The organism is [Phormidium] sp. LEGE 05292 (assembly GCF_015207735.1).
Taxonomy (GTDB): Bacteria; Cyanobacteriota; Cyanobacteriia; order Cyanobacteriales; family Aerosakkonemataceae; genus Floridanema.
In genome coordinates this window covers 122912-141256 of the sequence record NZ_JADEWG010000003.1, presented here as the reverse complement: position 1 = coordinate 141256, position 18345 = coordinate 122912, and the positions used below count along the sequence as shown (strand labels likewise).

Below are 18345 nucleotides of genomic sequence, written 5' to 3'. Positions count from 1 at the left end.
ATGGAAATGGTGGATTTGGCACAACAGGCGGCTAGATTTTTAGCGCAAGATGATTATGAACAAGCGATCGCTCTTTACGAACAATGTATTGAGTCCGATCCTAGCGTAATGTTTAATTATTGGATGTTAGGATTGACTTTACTTTTAGATGGAAGAGAAGAAGAGGCACAAGCTTGTTGGTTATCAGCGATAATAGCAGGAAATTCCGCAGAAATGGAAGCGGAAACTATGGAATTAATTAAAGTGTTAGAAACCGAGGGAATTGAACGTTTAGAACGCGGGAAATACGAACAAGCAGAAAGAATTTATTTGCAGATTATTGAACAAGTACCCGATCGGGCTATAACTTACAATAATTTAGGTAATGCGGTATTAAATCAAGGTAAACAAGAAGAGGCGATCGCCTACTACCAACAAGGTCTTGAATTACAGCCAAACGACGCTATCACCTATTATCATTTGGGTACTGCATTTCATCAATTGGATAGGCTGGAAGAGGCGATCGCTTGCTATCAAAACTCTCTCGCTATTGAACCAAATTCGGCGGCTGTTCTCAATAATTTGGGCAATGCGTTGCAAAGACAAGGAAAGTCTGCACAGGCGATCGCACAGTACCAACAATCGCTTACTTTAGATCCTAACGATGCTTTAACTTACAATAATTTGGGTAGTCTTTTTAACGCACAAGGTAAATTAGAAGAAGCACTTGCTTGTTTTCAGAAAGGTTTGTATTTAGAACCAAATAATGTAGAAGCTTACAGCAATCTAGCTGCATTTTACCAAGAACAAAGGCAATACGAAAAAGCGTTACAATGCTGCGATCGAGCTATAGAAATCGATCCAAATTATGCAGATTCTCATTGGACTCGTGCGCTAATACTGCTAAGATTGGGAGACTACAAACGCGGATTTATTGAATACGAATGGCGTTGGAAACGAAAGGAAAATCCCCCGCGTATTTTGCCAAAACCTATTTGGGATGGTTCAAATATTGCAGGTAAAACTATTTTGCTGCAAGCGGAACAAGGTATGGGCGATATGATTCAATTTATCCGCTATCTGCCAGAATTGTTAAATCTAGGATGTCAGGTAATTTTTGAATGTCACCTGCCATTGGTAAAGTTAATGAAAAATATTGCTGGTGTGAAAAAAGTAGTAGCTATAGACGATACTTTGCCAGAATTTGATGTTTATATTCCTCTCCTAAGTTTGCCTCTTGTTTTGGGGACAACAATAGAAACAATACCAGCGAAAATTCCTTATTTAACACTTTTAGAATCGGTTAAAGTCAAATTAGAAACACCAGTGGGTAATAGATTGAAAGTTGGATTAGTATGGGCAGGAAATCCCAAACATTTAGACGATCGCAAAAGGTCTTCATCTCTCAAATACTTTATGCCAATCCTCAATATCCCAAATATAGCTTTTTACAGCTTACAAAAAGAGCCAAAATCGGCGGAAATAAATGAACTTTCTCCGGTCAATATAGTAAATTTAAGCAGTAAAATTAAGGATTTCGCTGATACCGCAACGGTGATAAATCAACTGGATTTAGTAATAACTGTAGATACCGCTGCCGCCCATTTAGCTGGAGCATTGGGTAAGCCAGTATGGGTGCTTTTATGTTATAATGCCGATTGGCGATGGATGACAGAACGAGAGGATAGCCCTTGGTATCCAACAATGCGTTTGTTCCGCCAAAATCAACAGGGTGATTGGCAAGAAGTAATGGCAAGAGTACGAGAAGCTCTCCAACAATTATTAAAAGAAAAAGAATCGCAAAAATAATTAAGCTTGAAAGTCTTTTTTCACAACTTGCAGTACCATTTCTATCTGTTCGATTAAGTTGTTATAAAAAATGCTTTCAGAAAGTAGTAAATCTACATCTACTTGATTAATATATCCATCGAAATGTCTTTCACCACAACCTAAATTGAGTTTTAATCCAGTCATATCTCTGATGTCCTTGAGAAATAAGTTGAATTGTTCGAGCCAGTAGGCAAAAAAAAGAAAAAATGTTCAAAATTTAGATTAAAATGATTTAATTGTTTTAATCATAGTTTTGATTCTATCTATATAGATGACTTCCAGTAAAATCCAGTTTCCCCAATTTTTACGATTTCCCCGAAATGCTAGTCTTTCGATGCAACTAATGGCGATCGGGTTTATCATTACTTTATGTTTCGTCTTAGTTGCTATTTTAGCCCCAACATTGCAAGCTTGGGGATGGTTACAAGATCCCACTCAATCATTAAAAAATCCGATTAATGAACCTCCCTCTTGGCAACATTGGTTTGGTACTACTAACCAAGGTTACGATGTTTTTTCTCGAACTTTGTTTGGTAGTCAAGCAGCATTGCAAGTAGTAATTCTCGCCACAGTATTAAGTTTATCAATTGGTGTACCTTTAGGTTTAGTGAGTGGATATTTAGCGGGGAGATTAGACAGAATTTTGCTATTTTTGATGGATAGCATTTACACTTTGCCTGGGTTATTGTTGTCAGTAACTTTAGCTTTTGTGGTGGGGAAAGGAGTTGTAAATGCTGCGATCGCACTTAGTATATCCTACATTCCTCAATATTACCGAGTTGTCAGAAACCACACAGTTAGCGTCAAAAACGAACTATTTATTGAAGCGGCGCAAGCAATGGGTGCAGACACTTGGACAGTGATTTCTCGCTATTTATTTTTAAATGTAATTCAAAACGTTCCGGTGTTATTTACTCTCAATGCCGCCGATGCTATTCTCATACTTGGAGGTTTGGGATTTTTGGGATTAGGACTTCCCGACGAAGTACCAGAATGGGGACATGATTTAAAATTAGCCTTAGAAGCATTACCCACTGGTATTTGGTGGACAGCCCTTTTTCCTGGTTTAGCTCTTACTATGATGGTAGTAGGATTATCTTTGTTAGGAGAAGGATTGAGTGAATTTATCAATCCCAAATTGCAAAGAGGAAATAGAAACTAGAAATTTGAGCAGCAATTGCATAATGTAGGAATTTTTAGGGCTTTAAAAATGGACTATCAAAGATTTCTCCAAGAACTACCAGGATTATATGAAAATTGGGGTTATGAGTCGGTACGTCCCAAATCAGATCGGTTTCAAGCTATCATAGACCAAGTTCAAGGAACAACTACAGCTAACATAATGCAGTTGCTAAACTTGGCTGTGGACTGTATAGAACCAGATGAAATATACTGCCAAATAGGGTGCTTTCCAGTAGAACATTTAATCGGCGCACTGCTGGATAACTCAGAGAAAATGGCTTATGTGGTGGACAATTTTTCGGAAGTGGAAGAAGATGGCACAAATCAAGAAAAACTGCTTGATAAGCTAGACAAATTTAAGCTAGATCAACAAATATTTTTTTGCGATCAATATTTTGAAGAATTTTTCTGCGATTTAAAAGAAATATTACCAGAGGCAAAAATAGGTGTATTTTTTTATGATGGGCTGCCCGATTATAGATCTCAGCTATTAGCACTTTTATTAGTAAAACCTTTTCTAGCAGACCAAGGGTTAATTATTATAGACGATAGCAAATTGAGCGCAGTGCAGCAAGCAAATTGGGATTTTTTAGCGGCTCATCCTGCGTGTCAATTAGTGGTAGATTTGCCTAATTTTGGTAATGGCATTCATATTTTGACTTGGGATATTAATCAAGAAAATGTATATAAATGGGATGATTTTGCTGAAAATTATCGCAACGAAAACTTGATAAAAGCGATGCGCGAATTTAACTGTAAATTTGAAGAAAAGAAAAACAAAGCGTTAAAGATTATTTTAAAAGAAGCTGAATCGCTACAAAGAATGGAACGTTTTGCAGAAGCAGAGCAAAAGTACAATGAAATTTTACAGTGGGATAGCAAAGCTGCGGATGTGTGGCACAATTTGGGGCTGATTTATTACAAAAAGGAGCAATTCCAAGATGGAATAGATATGCTTGTGAAAGCTTTGCAAATCGATCCTTCAGCGGCTAAATACCATTATAGTTTGGGTTTGATGCTGGAGCGATCGAGCAACGTACCTGAAGCAATTCGCGCTTATGAACAAGCGATCGCGTGCGATCCAAATTTTGTTGATGCTTATAATAACATCGGAAATATTTGCTTGACAGCAGGGGAATTGGCGCAAGCAGAATCTATTTATCGTCAAGCGATCGCTGTCAGCCCAGATCATTATGGCAGCTATCTTAATTTAGGCAATCTTTTGAGCATCAAAAATCAATTGGATGAAGCGATCGAATATTATCAAAAAGCTTTACAATTAAAACCTAATGAAGCGGATATAGCCTATAATTTAGGATTGGCTTTTGCAGCCAAACAAGAGCCAGCAGAAGCAGCGAAATATTTCGGTTATGCTGCTTACAAACAAGAAAATTATGCAGAAGCGATCGAGCATTATCAAAAATTATTATCAGAACGGATAGGAGATATAAATAGCTATCACATTTTGGCGGAATGCCATAAAAATTTGCATCAAATAGAAGCAGCAATAAACACATATCAATTGGGAATCAAACAGTATCCTCATTCAAGTTATCTTTATTTGATGCTAGCAATTTCATTGCAAGATTTTGGCAGAACAGAAGACGCAATTAAAGTGGCAAGCGAAGGCTCACAGTTGTTTCCCAACAATTTAAGTTTGCATATAGAAAAACAACATTTGCTACCAGTAGTTTACGAAACCACAGAAGAAATTGATTATTATCGCTCCCGATTTACCAATCAGTTAGAAGAGTTAATTCAGTCAACAAAATTAGATACTCAGTCAGTTATAAACAACGCTGCGATCAGTATAAGGATGCGGACAAACTTTTACTTGCAATATCAAGGAAAAAACGATCTAGAATTACAAATTAAGTATGGAGAATTTGTCCATAAAATTATGGCTGCTAAATATCCCCAATGGGTAAGACCTTTAACCATGCCACCATTGGGAGAAGATGGAAAAATTCGGGTGGGATATATTTCTGATTATATGTATTACCATTCAGGCGGTGTATTTGCTTTAGGCTGGCTGAAAAATCACGACTCCCAAAAATTTGAAATTTATTCTTATTATACTAATCGTAAATCCGATCAAATAACTGAACAATTCTGGCTTAACAGTCAATTTTTCTATAATATTCCCGAAGATTTAGCAAAAATTTGCCAACAAATTATCGATGACAAATTGCACATACTTGTATTTCTAGATATTGGGATGAGTCCACAAACGACACCAATAGCAGGACTGCGACTCGCACCAATACAATGTAACACATGGGGGCATCCAATTACTTCCGGTAGTCCGACGCTCGATTACTTTCTTTCCTCCGAACTAATGGAACCGGAAAATGGACAAGAGCATTATTCAGAAGAATTAATTTGTTTGCCAAAGATTAGTTGTTGCTATAGTAAACCATTACTTCCCGAACCTAGAAAAAATCGGTCAGAATTCCAGCTACGTGATGATGATATCGTCTATTTATCCAGTCAATCTACATACAAATACTTGCCGCAATATGACTATATATTCCCGACAATTGCTATCCGAGTTCCCCAAGCTCGTTTTATGTTTATTAGCTCTCACATAAGTAGCGCAATTACAGAAAAGTTTGGGCTTAGACTAAAAAAAGCGTTCGCTAGCATGGACTTGAATAGCGAGGAATATTGCACTATATTGCCCAGAATGAATAGCAACGATTATATGTGCTTAAATTTAGTTTCAGATGTTTATCTTGATACTTTGAGTTGGTCAGGGGCAAATACTACTTTACAGGCGATCGCCTGCAATTTACCGATCGTTACCTGTCCTGGCGAATTCATGCGCGGTCGTCATTCCTACGGGATATTGAAAATGCTAGGAGTTACAGAAACAATTGCCAAAGACGAATCAGAATATATTGAAATAGCGGTTCGGTTAGGTTTAGATCCAGAATGGAGAAAAACTATTGTCCAAAAGGTAATCGCTCGTAACTCTCGCGTTTATGAAGACAAAATTTGCGTAGCAGCACTTGAGGAATTTTATCAGCGCGTGGTGTGGGAAAATCAACAATAAAAGGATGTTAAATTTTGATTATTAATTCTGATTTCTCTGGACGAAATACAGTAGTGTTTGGCATCGATTTAGGGGGAACTGCGATAAAAATAGGGCAGTTCCGAGAAGATGGAATTTGCTTAAAATCTTTAACTGTACCAACGCCTCAACCTGCAACACCAGAAGCAGTAATTAAAGCGATGGTAGAAGCGATCGCAGCTTTGGGAATCAAAGAAGCAAAAGCGATCGGTGTGGGTACTCCTGGGCCAACTGATGCGGCGGGAAAAATTGCTAAAATTGCGATTAACTTAGTAGGTTGGAAAGACATCCCTTTAGCTGAATTATTAGAATCAAAAACAGGTTTACCAACGATTTTGGCTAATGATGCTAATTGCGCTGCTTTGGGAGAAGCTTGGTTAGGTGCAGGACGACATTTTCGCAATTTAATATTACTAACTTTGGGTACTGGAGTTGGCGGCGCAATTATTTTAGATGGCAAACTATTTATTGGACATCAAGGTGCGGCAGGGGAATTAGGACTAATTACTTTGAATCCTGAAGGGCCAAAATGTAATAGTGGAAATCATGGTTCTTTGGAACAATATGTTTCAGTGCAAGCAATTCGCCGCCTCACAGGTTTGGAACCTTTGGAATTAGGGGAATTAGCTGAAAAAGGCGATCGCAAAGCTTTAGAATTTTGGCAAAGTTACGGTAAATATTTGGGTGTAGGTTTAGCAAATTTAATTTATGTTCTCACCCCAGAAGCAATTGTAATTGGTGGCGGAGTTAGCGCCAGTGCTAAGTTTTTCTTTCCCGCAGCTTTGGCAGAAATTGAACAAAGAGTTTTACCTATTTCTCGCGTAGGTTTGCAACTTCTATTAGCAGAATTAGGCAACCAAGCTGGAATGGTAGGCGCAGCAAAATTAGCATGGCAAATGCTAAATACTCAAGGTTAGTTGTGATGACTTAAGTCTTCCCTTTGCCAACAAAAAGGACTAAAGTTTTCACAACAAACTTGTCAATAATTAAGGCAAAGATATCCCAGTGGATAGTCTAATATAATTTAGGATCTTGTTGTATCCTTCGGGGTCAGAATTGGGATGAATCACAATTGCTAAAGTTCCTTCCGGCAACCAAAATGTAATTCTGCCATTTGGTTCACAGGAAAAAGCACCTATCTTTTTCAGATTGATTAAAAACTGCTTGTTTTCGTAGTCAATTTTTACCCAGTACGCCTCGAAAGCAATTTCGGTAACGTGCTGAATGTAAGTCAGCACAGCTTTATGTAGTTCTGGGTGCGCCTGGGGGTTGATCACTATGGGATAGGCGCTATCTGGTAGCCAAAAGGTGATCCTAGAGTTTGGTTCATAAGCAAAACCACTAACACGGTCTAGGTCTACTATATATTCTTTTCTGTCGTAACTAAATTTAATCCAATATGCCACAGAGATTCATCCTCGCGATCGCTATTTCCTCTTATTCACTCGCTTTTAAATAAAGCCGTATAAATTGATTTGCTGAATATATTAAGGAATTAAGCTAATTTAGATTTTTGATTTTCGCTCAATTTATAGATAAATCGGTAAAAAGGATAAAAGGTAAAAAAATTGTTTTTTCTTTCCCTTTTCACCTTTTATTTTTCACCTTTTTCCGATATCTACTTCACTGAACTTATACATTTTGAATTGGTTAGTATTTTACTTCTGTTGTGGCATTCAAAATGGGGTCTCTATCAGCATCAGCAATTATCACTTGTTCAGAAGTAGTTATTCCCGGTGAAATAATGAGTTTTTGGCTGGCTATAGGAATTGCACTTTCTCCAGATTTAGCTTGATTAAAAGCTGCTTGAATAAACCCTTTAAATAAGGGGTGAGGTGTGCTCGGATGAGATTGAAATTCTGGGTGGAATTGGGTAGCAATAAAGAAGGGATGACTGGGAAGTTCGATAATTTCTACTAACCGTCCATCAGGCGAGGTACCGCTAATAGCATAGCCATTTTCTAAAAATAGGTTGCGATAAGCGTTGTTAAATTCGTACCTGTGGCGATGGCGTTCGTAAACTACTTCTTTTTGATAGAGACGATTGGCTAAAGTATTAGGTGCTAATCTACAAGGATAAAGCCCTAATCTCATCGTGCCGCCTAAGTCTACTACATCATGTTGTTCGGGCAACAGGTTAATTACTGGATTAGGAGTATTCGGATCAAATTCGGCACTATTTGCATCTTTTAATCCGGCGATATTTCTTGCCCATTCCATGACGGAACATTGCATTCCTAAGCATAAACCTAAGAAGGGAATTTGATGATTTCGGGCGTATTCTACTGCGGCAATTTTACCATCGACACCGCGACTGCCAAAGCCTCCGGGTACGACTACGCCATCAACTTTTTGCAGATATTTTGCTGCACCTTCGGCTTCAATATCTTCTGAGTTTACCCATTTTAAATTGAGGTCGAGGGAAAGTTCGATCGCAGCATGACGCAATGCTTCCACCATTGATAAGTAAGCATCGCTTAAGCGGACGTATTTACCAACAATGGCAATTTCAATGCTATTTTTCGGACTGTAAAGGCGATCGACTAAAGTTTGCCAATTACTTAAATCAGGTTGCCGCTGTTCTAATTGCAATAATTCTAATGCTTGTTCGGCTAATCCTTCCCGTTCTAAAAGTAGTGGTACTTCGTAGATACTTTTGGCATCAATAGAAGCAATTACACATTCTTCTGGTACGTCACAAAATTCGGAAAGTTTATGTTTGAGACTTTTGGGAATTGGTCGATCGCTCCGACATACTAAAATATCTGGTTGAATGCCGATCGATCGCAATTCTTTCACCGAATGTTGTGTCGGTTTAGTTTTCATTTCCCCCGCTGAGGGAATCCAAGGGACTAAAGTAACGTGCATATAAACCACATTTTGCCGTCCCACATCTTTCCGCAATTGGCGAATTGCTTCTAAAAATGGTAATGATTCAATATCCCCAACTGTGCCACCAATTTCTGTAATTACAACATCTGGGTTAGTATTTTTAGCGACTCGGTGAATGCGTTCTTTAATTTCATTAGTAATGTGGGGAATTACTTGTACTGTTCCCCCCATATAATCACCGCGCCGTTCTTTATTAATTACCGCCTGATATATTGATCCAGTAGTAACACTATTAAGGCGAGACATTGAAGTGTCTGTGAAGCGTTCATAATGTCCTAAATCTAAATCTGTTTCCGCCCCATCTTCGGTGACAAAAACTTCCCCATGTTGGAAGGGGCTCATTGTACCCGGATCGACGTTAATATATGGGTCTAGTTTCAGGATAGAGACAGAATAATCTCGTGACTTGAGCAACCGCCCTAAGCTAGCTGCTACAATTCCTTTGCCAATACTAGAAACTACACCGCCTGTTACAAAGACAAACTTAGCCATACAATACTTAAATTAGCGCGTTCTTCCAAGCTACCCAGTTAATTGTGCCACAATTTCAATCTTTGGGATTATAGTGGTACAACCCCTTACACAGGATAGCATCTTTGTCAAAGAGTTATTCTGTTAATCTTAGCTAATTTTTCTATTGTTTACGAAAGGTCTTTATCGTTTTTTAAACCTTTGTAAATCTTCTGTTCTGGATGGAGGTTGTTTATGGCTAAATTTTACACAGAGTTGGATGATTATTTACGCCAATTCATTGAGCAACAAAAGGTGTTTTTTACTGCTACCGCCCCGAATTCTGGTCGAATCAATTTATCACCTAAAGGGATTGATACTTTTCGTTGTGTAGATGCTAAAACTGTGGCTTATTTAGATTTAACTGGTAGTGGTAATGAAACGGCAGCGCATTTATATGAAAGTGGGCGAATGACGATTATGTTTTGCAGCTTTACAGAAAAACCTTTAATTCTAAGACTTTATGGCAAAGGACAAGTAATTAGTCCCAAAGATACTGAATGGTCGCGGTTTTATAGTTTATTTGATTCTCTGCCAGGAGAACGACAAATTATTGTGTTAAATATTGAATCGGCGCAAACTTCTTGCGGTTATGGAGTGCCAGTTTTTGAGTTTAAAGAAGAAAGGGCAACTCTGAAAGAATGGGCGAATAAAAAGGGCGAACAGGGAATTTTTGACTATTGGCGGGAGAAGAATCAAACTAGTATTGATGGACTGCCAACCAAAATTTTAGAAAATCATTAAGGATGCAGTATTCAACAATGGGAAAAACTGTAAAATTAGCCGGATTAGGAATTGGAATTGCTTTCACCATATTTAACCCAATTACAGAGATTACTGTGGCACAACAATCACTAGTTATTTCCTTCCCTTCGCAGACTGAATATCAAACTAGTTCAGATAGAATGTTCTTTTTAGGGTCGGCACCACCCGCAGGAAATGTGTTAGTCAATGGACAAGCAATTCAAAGGAGTCCGGCGGGACATTTTGCGCCGAGTTTTTCCTTAAACATGGGTGAAAATATTTTTATATTCCGTTATCAAAATCAAGAAAAACGGATTAAAGTTAATCGGATTTCTAGACAAGCAAATGTACCGAATGGTTTAGCTTTTGCTCAAGGTTCCTTGTCTCCTTCAGTTAATATTGCTAGATTGCCGGGAGAGTTGATTTGTTTTAGTGCGATCGCACCGACAAATGCTACAGTTACAGTTAAATTAGGTAATCAAAATATTCCCTTATCCCCTCAAGTCAAGCAGGTAGAATTGCCTCCTAATTTAGCAGTTTTAGTTGATAAAAATCAACCGATCCCCCCAACCCCCCTTATCAAGGGGGGCTTAAATCCGATTAGTAAATACGAAGGTTGCGCGGTTGCTTCCGAAGCAGGAGAGTTAGGATTTCCAGAATTTCAATTAACTGGCAATGGAAATACTGTATCTCAAGTTGGTCAAGGGAGAATTTCTATCTTAACTCCTGCCGATTTAGAAATAGCTGAAGTTATTGTAGATGCTGGGGTTGCCCGTACTGGCCCAAGTACAGACAATTCGCGTTTAACACCTTTACCAAAAGGTACATTAGCAACAATAACTGGGCGGGAAGGTGACTGGGTAAGATTAGATTATGGTGCTTGGATTAAAGCTGAAGAAGTGCGAATTTCCAGAGGAAGTGTACCACCAAAATCGATTATTCGGAGCGTGAGTGCGCGAGAAATTCCTGGTGCAACTCAGGTAATATTTCCCCTACAAGTTCCTGTACCTGTGAGTGTGCAACAAGGCGATCGCACTTTTACCCTCACACTTTACAACACCACTGCTCAAACTGATATTATTCGCCTTGATGATAACCCGTTAATTTCTCGTTTGGATTGGCAACAAGTCGCACCGAATCAAGTCCAATATACCTTTAATTTAAAGTCAGGTCAACAATGGGGTTATCAATTGAAATATGAAGGAACAAGTTTAGTTTTAACCTTAAGACATTCACCGACAACTTCCTCACAAACTGGTAAACCTTTGACAGGTATTACTATTTTATTAGACCCCGGACATGGAGGAACAGAACCAGGCGCAGCAGGGCCAAATGGTTATTTGGAAAAAGATGTTAATTTGAGCGTATCTCGGTTATTGCGAGATCAATTAGTTGCCAGGGGTGCGACAGTTTATATGACAAGAGAGGATGATAAAACTGTATCTTTACAAGAAAGAATGGCAATGATTAATAGTGTACAACCTGCGATCGCCATTTCCATTCATCATAATTCCCTTCCTGACAATGGCGACGCTTTTAATACTAGCGGTTTTGCAGCTTTTTGGTATCATCCCCAAGCCCATAGTTTAGCAGTATTTTTGCAAAAATATGTGGTGCAAAAATTAAACCGTCCTTCCTACGGAGTTTATTGGGATAACTTAGCATTAACTCGCCCCCATTCCGCTCCTTCAGTATTGCTAGAATTAGGATTTATGAGCAATCCTTTTGAATTTGAATGGGCAACAAATCCCCAAGAACAAAGTAAATTAGCTGCAACATTAGCAGATGGAATTACAGAATGGTTTAAGCAGTGATTGGGAATGACAGGTAATGACAGGCAAGATGCCTGTCCTACAAGAATGGGGAAAAAGAGCGATGATTAAAAAATGGAAAATCCTTAAATCAAAACTCGCTTTTAATAACAAGTGGGTAACAATTCGGCAAGATGAAGTAGAATTGCCGAAAGGGGAAATCATTGATGATTTTTTTGTCATTGTTCGCCCAGATATTGCATTAGTTTTTCCGGTTACTGAAAATCAAGAAATTGTGTTTGTGCGCCAATATCGACACGCGACAGGGGAAATTTTATTAGAACTTCCTGCGGGAAGTTTTCACCCAGAAATAGAAGATGCAGAAATTGCGGCGCGAAGAGAACTGGAAGAAGAAACGGGTTATGTTACAGAGGATTGGGTTAAATTAGCAACTTTGTATGATAACCCGATTAAAGATACAAATAAAATCCACTTGTTTTTGGCAAAAAATGTGCAGTTAACCGGGAAGCAAAACCTCGATATTACTGAAGAAGTGGAAGTAGTTTTAATCCCGATCGATCGGGTAATGACTAAAATTACTAATGGGGAAATTCGGGTTTCCGGGACAGTTGCAGCTACTTTTTTGGGAATAAATTATTTGTCCCAAAGGTGATTTATTAAATTCTCAATTTTTCTTCTCTTTCTTTGCGTTCTACACTACGGGAAAGGCGATCGCTTGTTAACATATAATAGATTTGCTATCCTTAGTAAAAGTATAATTAACGCCTAATTTAGATATAAAATAAAAACAAGGAAAATAAAAATATGATTTCTGCACCAATTTATCCTAGATTAACTATTCCTCCCTTAGAAAACGGAGATCAACTAACCCGTGTTGAATTTGAACGTCGTTATTCTGCCATGCCTAATCAGAAAAAAGCAGAATTAATTGAAGGAGTAGTTTATATGGCATCGCCTTTACGAGTACAAGGTCATGGAGAACCCCATTCTGATATTATGACTTGGCTGGGAGTTTATAAAGCTGCAACACCAGGATTAATGTCTGCTGATAATACTACTGTGCGTCTTGATGCTGATAATGAACCTCAACCCGATGCACTCTTGAGAATTAAGGTGGGTGGACAATCAACTATTAGTGAAGATGATTATGTCGAAGGTGCGCCAGAATTAATAGTAGAAATTGCGGCTAGTAGTGCTTCAATTGATTTTAACCAAAAACTCAAAGTTTATCGTCGTAATGGAGTACAAGAGTATTTAATATGGCGAGTTTATGATGGTGAGTTCGATTGGTTTAGGTTAAATGCTGGAGAATATATTAAACTTGAAACGAATGAAAATGGAATAATTTATTCTCAAACTTTCCCTGGATTGTGGTTAGATAAAGCAGCTTTATTAGCAGGAAATTTAGCAAAAGTTTTATCGGTTTTGCAACAGGGATTAGCCAGCCAAGAACATCAAGATTTTGCCCAAAAATTGCAATCAAATAGTTAATTTATCCAGTAATTTGACCGTTATTGTGCGTCAAAATTGGGTTAAAGCTGGTTGGCATACACCAAATTAAAGTTAAGATTTTGAATTAGGTAGGTGAGAAATTTAATAAAAAAGCTGCCCAATAATTGAAAATTAGGGCAGCGGAAATATTTAAAAGATTGAACTACACTAATTAGTCTTAGCGATGTGATAAGGACTGGTTAATTTATCCAATTGTTTGGTTAACAAACTGAGGAATAAACCCACGTCGGTAACAACGCCAACAGATTCGATCGATCCCCGATCGCTTAACTTAGTAACAACCGCTGGGTTAATATCGACACAAACCATCTTCACACCCGCAGGTGTCATATTACCCACACCGATCGAGTGCAACATGGAAGAAAGCATTAAAATCATGTCCGCACCTTGCAGCAGTCTGGCATACTCTTGTTGAGCCCTAATCAGATCCATTTCCGTATCTGGTAAAGGCCCATCATCACGAATTGAACCAGCTAAACAGAAAGGTACATTGCTGCGAACACATTCGTACATTACCCCAGCTTTAATTACACCTTGTTCTACAGCTTTAGCAATGCTACCGTAACGGCGAACTGTGTTAATTACCTTTAAGTGGTGACGGTGCCCACCGCGAACAGCAACACCTCGCTTCATATCCACACCTAACGAGGTTCCCATCATTGCTTGTTCGATGTCATGAACTGCGATCGCATTTCCACCCAACAAAGCTTGCACGTAACCTTCCCGAATCAAACGGGATAAGTGTTCCGCACCACCAGTATGAATCACCACTGGCCCTGCTGTCACTACAACTTTACCGCCTTGGTCGCGGATTTGGCGCAATTCCCAAGCGATTTGTTCCACCACCAATTCTACACGGCGTTCGCTGGAAACACCCGAACCCATAAAGCTGAATTCTTGAGAATTTCTTTGTTCGCGAGACTCAGTTTTGCGGATAGTACGGATACCTTCCACACCCACAATTACATGATCGCCAATTTCCAAATCTCTGAGCAATTTACACTTAGCAACTGGCCCATCAGTTGTAAAGTTTACTGCGATCGCACCATCCATGCGCTGATTTTGCACCTTCACCCATTCACAATGTACCCTGACTTCCGTCGGGTAAATCGTAGTCACGTAAAAGTCATCTGGCGCAACACCAGCAATAATTACAGGTTCCGTATTAACATCACAAACTTCTTGAGGCGGAGGTAATGCACCCAGATCGATCAACTGGGTCATAATCTCTTCCATGATCTCATGATCGGGAGCAGAGACTTTTACCTCAGCAGAAGAAGTACTTTGGCGTTGTTCTCCCAAGTTAAAATTCAAAACTTGGAAACTGCCACCATTTTCTACAATTAAGTCTAAAGCACGACTGATTAAACCAGAATCCAGCAAGTGACCTTCCATGCGAATGGTGCGACTTTCCACAGAAACAAAACTGTGGATTTCCACTCTCACTGGTTCAGTAACGCGCAAAGTCAAGCATTTCGCTGCGCCACCAGCTTTTAAAAACTCAGTTAATGGTGTTTCTACTACTTGAAAACCTACATCTTTTAACCGTTGCTTTAAGCTGTCACTCACTTTATTCATTACTACTACGTCATCGACGTTGACAGCATTACAAGCAAAGTTAACTGCATCTGCTTCTTCAATAGGAATGCGTTTTTCTGGCGCAACCCGCATTTCAATCAAGCGATTTGAATAAGAATCAAATGCAGGAGGATAGTACAGTAAATAACCGCCTGCTAAAGGACAAAAACAAGTATCTAAATGATAGAATCGTTCATCAATTAAACGCAGCGAAAGTACTTCAATATCCAACCATTTTGCTAAATAAGGGTGTGAATCTAATTCAGAACGGAAACCATAACCCGCCCATAACCAACGACCTTCGCGATCGAGTAAAGCATCACCCGCACCTTCAAAAGGTAAATCTTTAGGTAACTCGTAAACTGTGTAACCTTGGTCTTCAAACCATTTTTTAAAATACGGTTCTTCCCCTTGGCGTTCTTTATGATAAAAACGGCTCAAAACAACATTTTTACCTAATACTAAACCTGCGTTAGCGGTAAATACCATATCAGGCCAACCTTTTTCCGGTTTAACCAAATCGACTAACGCATGATCTTTAAGAACATGGTGTAATTTTTCCCACTGTTCGACAGCGCGATCGCGGGAAGATTTGTGTATATTACCCTCCATCCAAGGATTAATTACATAATCTACATCGTAATGGTCGGGAGAGCACATGAGGAAGCGAATCGGATCGGTCATAATAAATCAACTAGCTCAACTTTACGGCTTGAGACTTTATACATAAGCCGCAGTGAACCTACCCCTAGTCAAAGTCTCAGGAATAGATGCGGGTCATACATATTAAAAGCCAAATCTCTATTTTAGAGTACAAGGGTAGAGAAAGAATAAATTTTTTTTCACTATTTTAAGTTTAATTGCCCACAAAATTCCCAGAATCGCTATGCAGAAGTAGCAAAAGAAAACCGAATCATTTGTTACAGAATTTAACTAAAAGATAAAATATTTTGTTTGATCGGAGCTTTGCACGATCTGCATCACTTTTTAATTGGGCGAAATTGCATTAAAGCAGAAGGCCAAGAAGCTTTTGCTAATAAAGGCTTTAATTCTGTAGCAACGCGAGTGGCTAATAATTTATGCCCCTCAGCATTAGGATGAATAAAATCTTGTTGGCGATAACGTGGATTGTCCAAAATTCCTTTTAAAGCTTCGGGAATTAAATAAGCATTAGTTTCCTTAGCTACCCGCTGATAAAGGGTTTTGTATTCATCAGTAAATAAACCAAGATTCATGCCCAAAAGTACAACGATTGCTGACTTCTCTTGAACCGAAGTAACAATTTGCCGTAAGTTTTGTTCAGTCTCCGACTTAGGAATTTTTCTTAAAAAATCATTGCCACCAAGTTCCACAATGACTAGCCAAGGTTCAGCCGTAATTACATCACTTTGTAAGCGTTTTAATCCCGTTTCAGTGGTATCACCACTCACCCCCCGATTAATAATTGGTAAGCCTAATTCTTGACTCAAAACACTGGGAAAAGCTTCTGTTTCTTCTACGCCATAACCTGAAGCAATGCTATCTCCTAAAACTATAACTTGTTTACCTGCACCTGCTTTCAAATTTTTGACCGAATCAATATAGTTGCTGCAACTAGTAAAAACTAATAACGAACAGAGCATCAAGGCAAAGAAATTTAACCAGCTATATTTTTTCATAATATAGAACCGGATATGAAGGAAGCGATCGCTGTCATTACCAAAAACTCATTTCTCATTGATTGTTAATAACTAGATGATGAGATTTGATTGATTAACAGTACCACTTCCAATTTTAGTGGTTATACCAAATCCGGGTTAATTACCCCCTCTATCTTCTCCCTCTTTCCTCTGCGTCCTCTGCGTCCTCTGCGGTTCATTAATAAAGGAGATTTTTCACCCTGATTTAGTATTATATATGTTGGAGATTTACCTTTAAACCATCCTTCGGATGCGGTGTCGGTATGGTTACTAATTCCAAATTTTGCTCAGGTAAAAGTTCCCAACTATAATCTCGCACTAAATACACAGCAAACACTTTCATGACCAATTGAGCAAAAGCTTTACCCAAACATTCGCGCATTCCGCCGCCAAAAGGTACATAACTAAAAGGTTTTTTATCCTCACTTCTTTCAGGAGAAAAACGCTCAGGATCAAACTTTTCCGGTTGATAATAAATAGACTCATCTGCATGAGTTCTACCTATTTGGTAAAGTACATTCCAACCTTCAGGAATATAATAGCCATTGTACTCACAAGATTTAACCACCTTGCGAAAACCACCACCTACAGGAGGAACTATTCGTAATACTTCTTTGATCGCCATTTCCAGATAAGTCATTTGCTTGAAATGTTCTAGCGTCAAAGAATCATTACCAACTACTTGGCTAATTTCCGCACGCAATTTTTCCCGAACTTCTGGATACTTCGCTAAAGATAAACAGAAAGTACCCAGTGCAGAATTTAGGGTTTCATGTCCAGCAAATAACAGAAGTAAAACCTGATCTTTGAGTTCTGGTAAAGTGAAACCGTTACCTTCTTCATCCCTAGCTTGTAACATTAAACCAAGCGCATCTTTCCCTGGTTCCTGTTCCTTTTGGCGACTTAGTACAATCTTTTCAATTGCAGCTAACAGTTCTTTTCGGCAACGCAACGCCCGACCAAATTTAGTCCAAGGTAAAGCAAGAGGAATACTAAATAGTCCATCGCACCAATCTTTAAACAGTTTGCTTAAAGATGTTTGAGAACCTGATTCTGTTGAGATTAATAAAGTACTAGCAACATCAAAAGTGTAATTTCTCAGTTCAGGATACCAAGTTAAGGTATTGATTTTTTCCCACTTTTGTAAATATTCTTGAGTAATCTTTTCCATTCCCGGAAGATAACCTGCTAATGCTTTGGGTTGGAAAGCATAAGAAAGCAATTTGCGCCGAGATTGATGTTGACTACCCTCTTGTAAGGTTAAAGAATTCGGCCCCAAAAGAATTTTTGTACTTGGGGGCCAACTAACAGCAAAATATTGGTTATTGGTGAGAATAAAGCGGTTTGCCTCGGCTCCGACGATCGCAATTGAATCAGCACCAAAGATCCGGGTTTTAAAAATAGAACCGTATTTCTTTTGGCGCTTTTCAATAAAATCAGGGTCGCGAAGAAACTCAACTGTTTCTCCAATCAAAGGTAAACCAAAATTTCCAGGTGGCAAAGGTAGTGTCCGAGAATTATCAGTTGTAGTAGTCATCGCTGCTTATTCCAGGGAAAATAGATATAGAGTGTAAATATTTCAAATTGTAAACTC

Annotated in this window: 14 protein-coding genes; 8 read left to right on the top strand and 6 right to left on the bottom strand. The window is 38.7% G+C overall.

Annotation, left to right across the window (positions count from 1 at the left end; genetic code table 11):
• On the top strand, window positions 1-1788 hold the full coding sequence (locus tag IQ264_RS02295) for a tetratricopeptide repeat protein (protein ID WP_193978180.1): 1788 nt from the start codon (window positions 1-3) through the stop codon (window positions 1786-1788).
• Here the strand turns inward: IQ264_RS02295 and IQ264_RS02290 are convergent, their stop codons facing one another.
• Entirely contained in the window at window positions 1789-1953 is a 165-nt protein-coding gene (locus IQ264_RS02290) for a hypothetical protein (protein ID WP_193978178.1), read from the bottom strand.
• 127 nt (window positions 1954-2080) lie between these two features.
• On the opposite strand from IQ264_RS02290, the gene IQ264_RS02285 reads away from it, so the two are divergent.
• Genes IQ264_RS02285 through IQ264_RS02275 form a run of 3 tightly spaced genes read left to right on the top strand, consistent with a single transcriptional unit; the run spans window position 2081 to window position 6981 of the window.
• Window positions 2081-2971 (top strand): ABC transporter permease, encoded by an 891-nt coding sequence (locus IQ264_RS02285; RefSeq protein WP_193978176.1) that lies wholly within the window; start codon window positions 2081-2083, stop codon window positions 2969-2971.
• Window positions 2972-3019: 48 nt separating this feature from the next.
• Window positions 3020-6046 (top strand): tetratricopeptide repeat protein, encoded by a 3027-nt coding sequence (locus IQ264_RS02280; protein WP_193978174.1) that lies wholly within the window; start codon window positions 3020-3022, stop codon window positions 6044-6046.
• A gap of 14 nt (window positions 6047-6060) precedes the next feature.
• Window positions 6061-6981 (top strand): ROK family protein, encoded by a 921-nt coding sequence (locus tag IQ264_RS02275; RefSeq protein ID WP_228061221.1) that lies wholly within the window; start codon window positions 6061-6063, stop codon window positions 6979-6981.
• 69 nt (window positions 6982-7050) lie between these two features.
• On the opposite strand, the gene IQ264_RS02270 is transcribed toward IQ264_RS02275, so the two are convergent.
• Together IQ264_RS02270 and IQ264_RS02265 are read right to left on the bottom strand one after the other, a co-directional pair.
• Window positions 7051-7470, bottom strand: coding sequence for a hypothetical protein (locus IQ264_RS02270; protein WP_193978172.1), 420 nt, complete (start codon window positions 7468-7470; stop codon window positions 7051-7053).
• A gap of 244 nt (window positions 7471-7714) precedes the next feature.
• Complete coding sequence (locus IQ264_RS02265) at window positions 7715-9448, bottom strand: CTP synthase (protein ID WP_193978170.1); 1734 nt, start codon at window positions 9446-9448, stop codon at window positions 7715-7717.
• A 213-nt stretch (window positions 9449-9661) separates the two neighbouring features.
• On the opposite strand from IQ264_RS02265, the gene IQ264_RS02260 reads away from it, so the two are divergent.
• The 4 genes from IQ264_RS02260 (at window position 9662) to IQ264_RS02245 (ending at window position 13473) form a co-directional block, all read left to right on the top strand.
• Entirely contained in the window at window positions 9662-10210 is a 549-nt protein-coding gene (locus tag IQ264_RS02260) for a pyridoxamine 5'-phosphate oxidase family protein (protein WP_193978167.1), read from the top strand.
• 2 nt (window positions 10211-10212) lie between these two features.
• Window positions 10213-12024: an N-acetylmuramoyl-L-alanine amidase gene (locus tag IQ264_RS02255; protein WP_228061220.1), complete on the top strand. Its 1812-nt coding sequence runs from the start codon at window positions 10213-10215 to the stop codon at window positions 12022-12024.
• 16 nt (window positions 12025-12040) lie between these two features.
• Window positions 12041-12634 (top strand): NUDIX hydrolase, encoded by a 594-nt coding sequence (locus tag IQ264_RS02250; protein ID WP_228061219.1) that lies wholly within the window; start codon window positions 12041-12043, stop codon window positions 12632-12634.
• Between the two features lie 152 nt (window positions 12635-12786).
• The gene (locus IQ264_RS02245; protein WP_193978166.1) at window positions 12787-13473 is read left to right on the top strand and encodes a Uma2 family endonuclease; all 687 of its coding nucleotides are present in this window, start codon (window positions 12787-12789) and stop codon (window positions 13471-13473) included.
• A 168-nt stretch (window positions 13474-13641) separates the two neighbouring features.
• Here the strand turns inward: IQ264_RS02245 and IQ264_RS02240 are convergent, their stop codons facing one another.
• From IQ264_RS02240 to IQ264_RS02230, 3 genes are all read right to left on the bottom strand, one after another.
• Window positions 13642-15756: a TIGR00300 family protein gene (locus IQ264_RS02240; protein WP_193978164.1), complete on the bottom strand. Its 2115-nt coding sequence runs from the start codon at window positions 15754-15756 to the stop codon at window positions 13642-13644.
• A gap of 296 nt (window positions 15757-16052) precedes the next feature.
• Entirely contained in the window at window positions 16053-16730 is a 678-nt protein-coding gene (locus tag IQ264_RS02235; RefSeq protein ID WP_193978162.1) for an arylesterase, read from the bottom strand.
• A gap of 232 nt (window positions 16731-16962) precedes the next feature.
• Complete coding sequence (locus IQ264_RS02230) at window positions 16963-18288, bottom strand: cytochrome P450 (protein ID WP_193978160.1); 1326 nt, start codon at window positions 18286-18288, stop codon at window positions 16963-16965.
• Window positions 18289-18345 lie beyond the last annotated feature (57 nt).

Bases quoted from the DNA above. Each gene is read 5' to 3' on its own strand.
- IQ264_RS02235 (WP_193978162.1), bottom strand. From the start codon at position 16,730: ATGAAAAAATATAGCTGGTTAAATTTCTTTGCCTTGATGCTCTGTTCG.
- IQ264_RS02230 (WP_193978160.1), bottom strand. From the start codon at position 18,288: ATGACTACTACAACTGATAATTCTCGGACACTACCTTTGCCACCTGGA.
- IQ264_RS02295 (WP_193978180.1), top strand. From the start codon at position 1: ATGGAAATGGTGGATTTGGCACAACAGGCGGCTAGATTTTTAGCGCAA.
- IQ264_RS02240 (WP_193978164.1), bottom strand. From the start codon at position 15,756: ATGACCGATCCGATTCGCTTCCTCATGTGCTCTCCCGACCATTACGAT.
- IQ264_RS02250 (WP_228061219.1), top strand. From the start codon at position 12,041: ATGACAGGCAAGATGCCTGTCCTACAAGAATGGGGAAAAAGAGCGATG.
- IQ264_RS02285 (WP_193978176.1), top strand. From the start codon at position 2,081: ATGACTTCCAGTAAAATCCAGTTTCCCCAATTTTTACGATTTCCCCGA.
- IQ264_RS02245 (WP_193978166.1), top strand. From the start codon at position 12,787: ATGATTTCTGCACCAATTTATCCTAGATTAACTATTCCTCCCTTAGAA.
- IQ264_RS02260 (WP_193978167.1), top strand. From the start codon at position 9,662: ATGGCTAAATTTTACACAGAGTTGGATGATTATTTACGCCAATTCATT.
- IQ264_RS02280 (WP_193978174.1), top strand. From the start codon at position 3,020: ATGGACTATCAAAGATTTCTCCAAGAACTACCAGGATTATATGAAAAT.
- IQ264_RS02255 (WP_228061220.1), top strand. From the start codon at position 10,213: ATGCAGTATTCAACAATGGGAAAAACTGTAAAATTAGCCGGATTAGGA.
- IQ264_RS02290 (WP_193978178.1), bottom strand. From the start codon at position 1,953: ATGACTGGATTAAAACTCAATTTAGGTTGTGGTGAAAGACATTTCGAT.
- IQ264_RS02265 (WP_193978170.1), bottom strand. From the start codon at position 9,448: ATGGCTAAGTTTGTCTTTGTAACAGGCGGTGTAGTTTCTAGTATTGGC.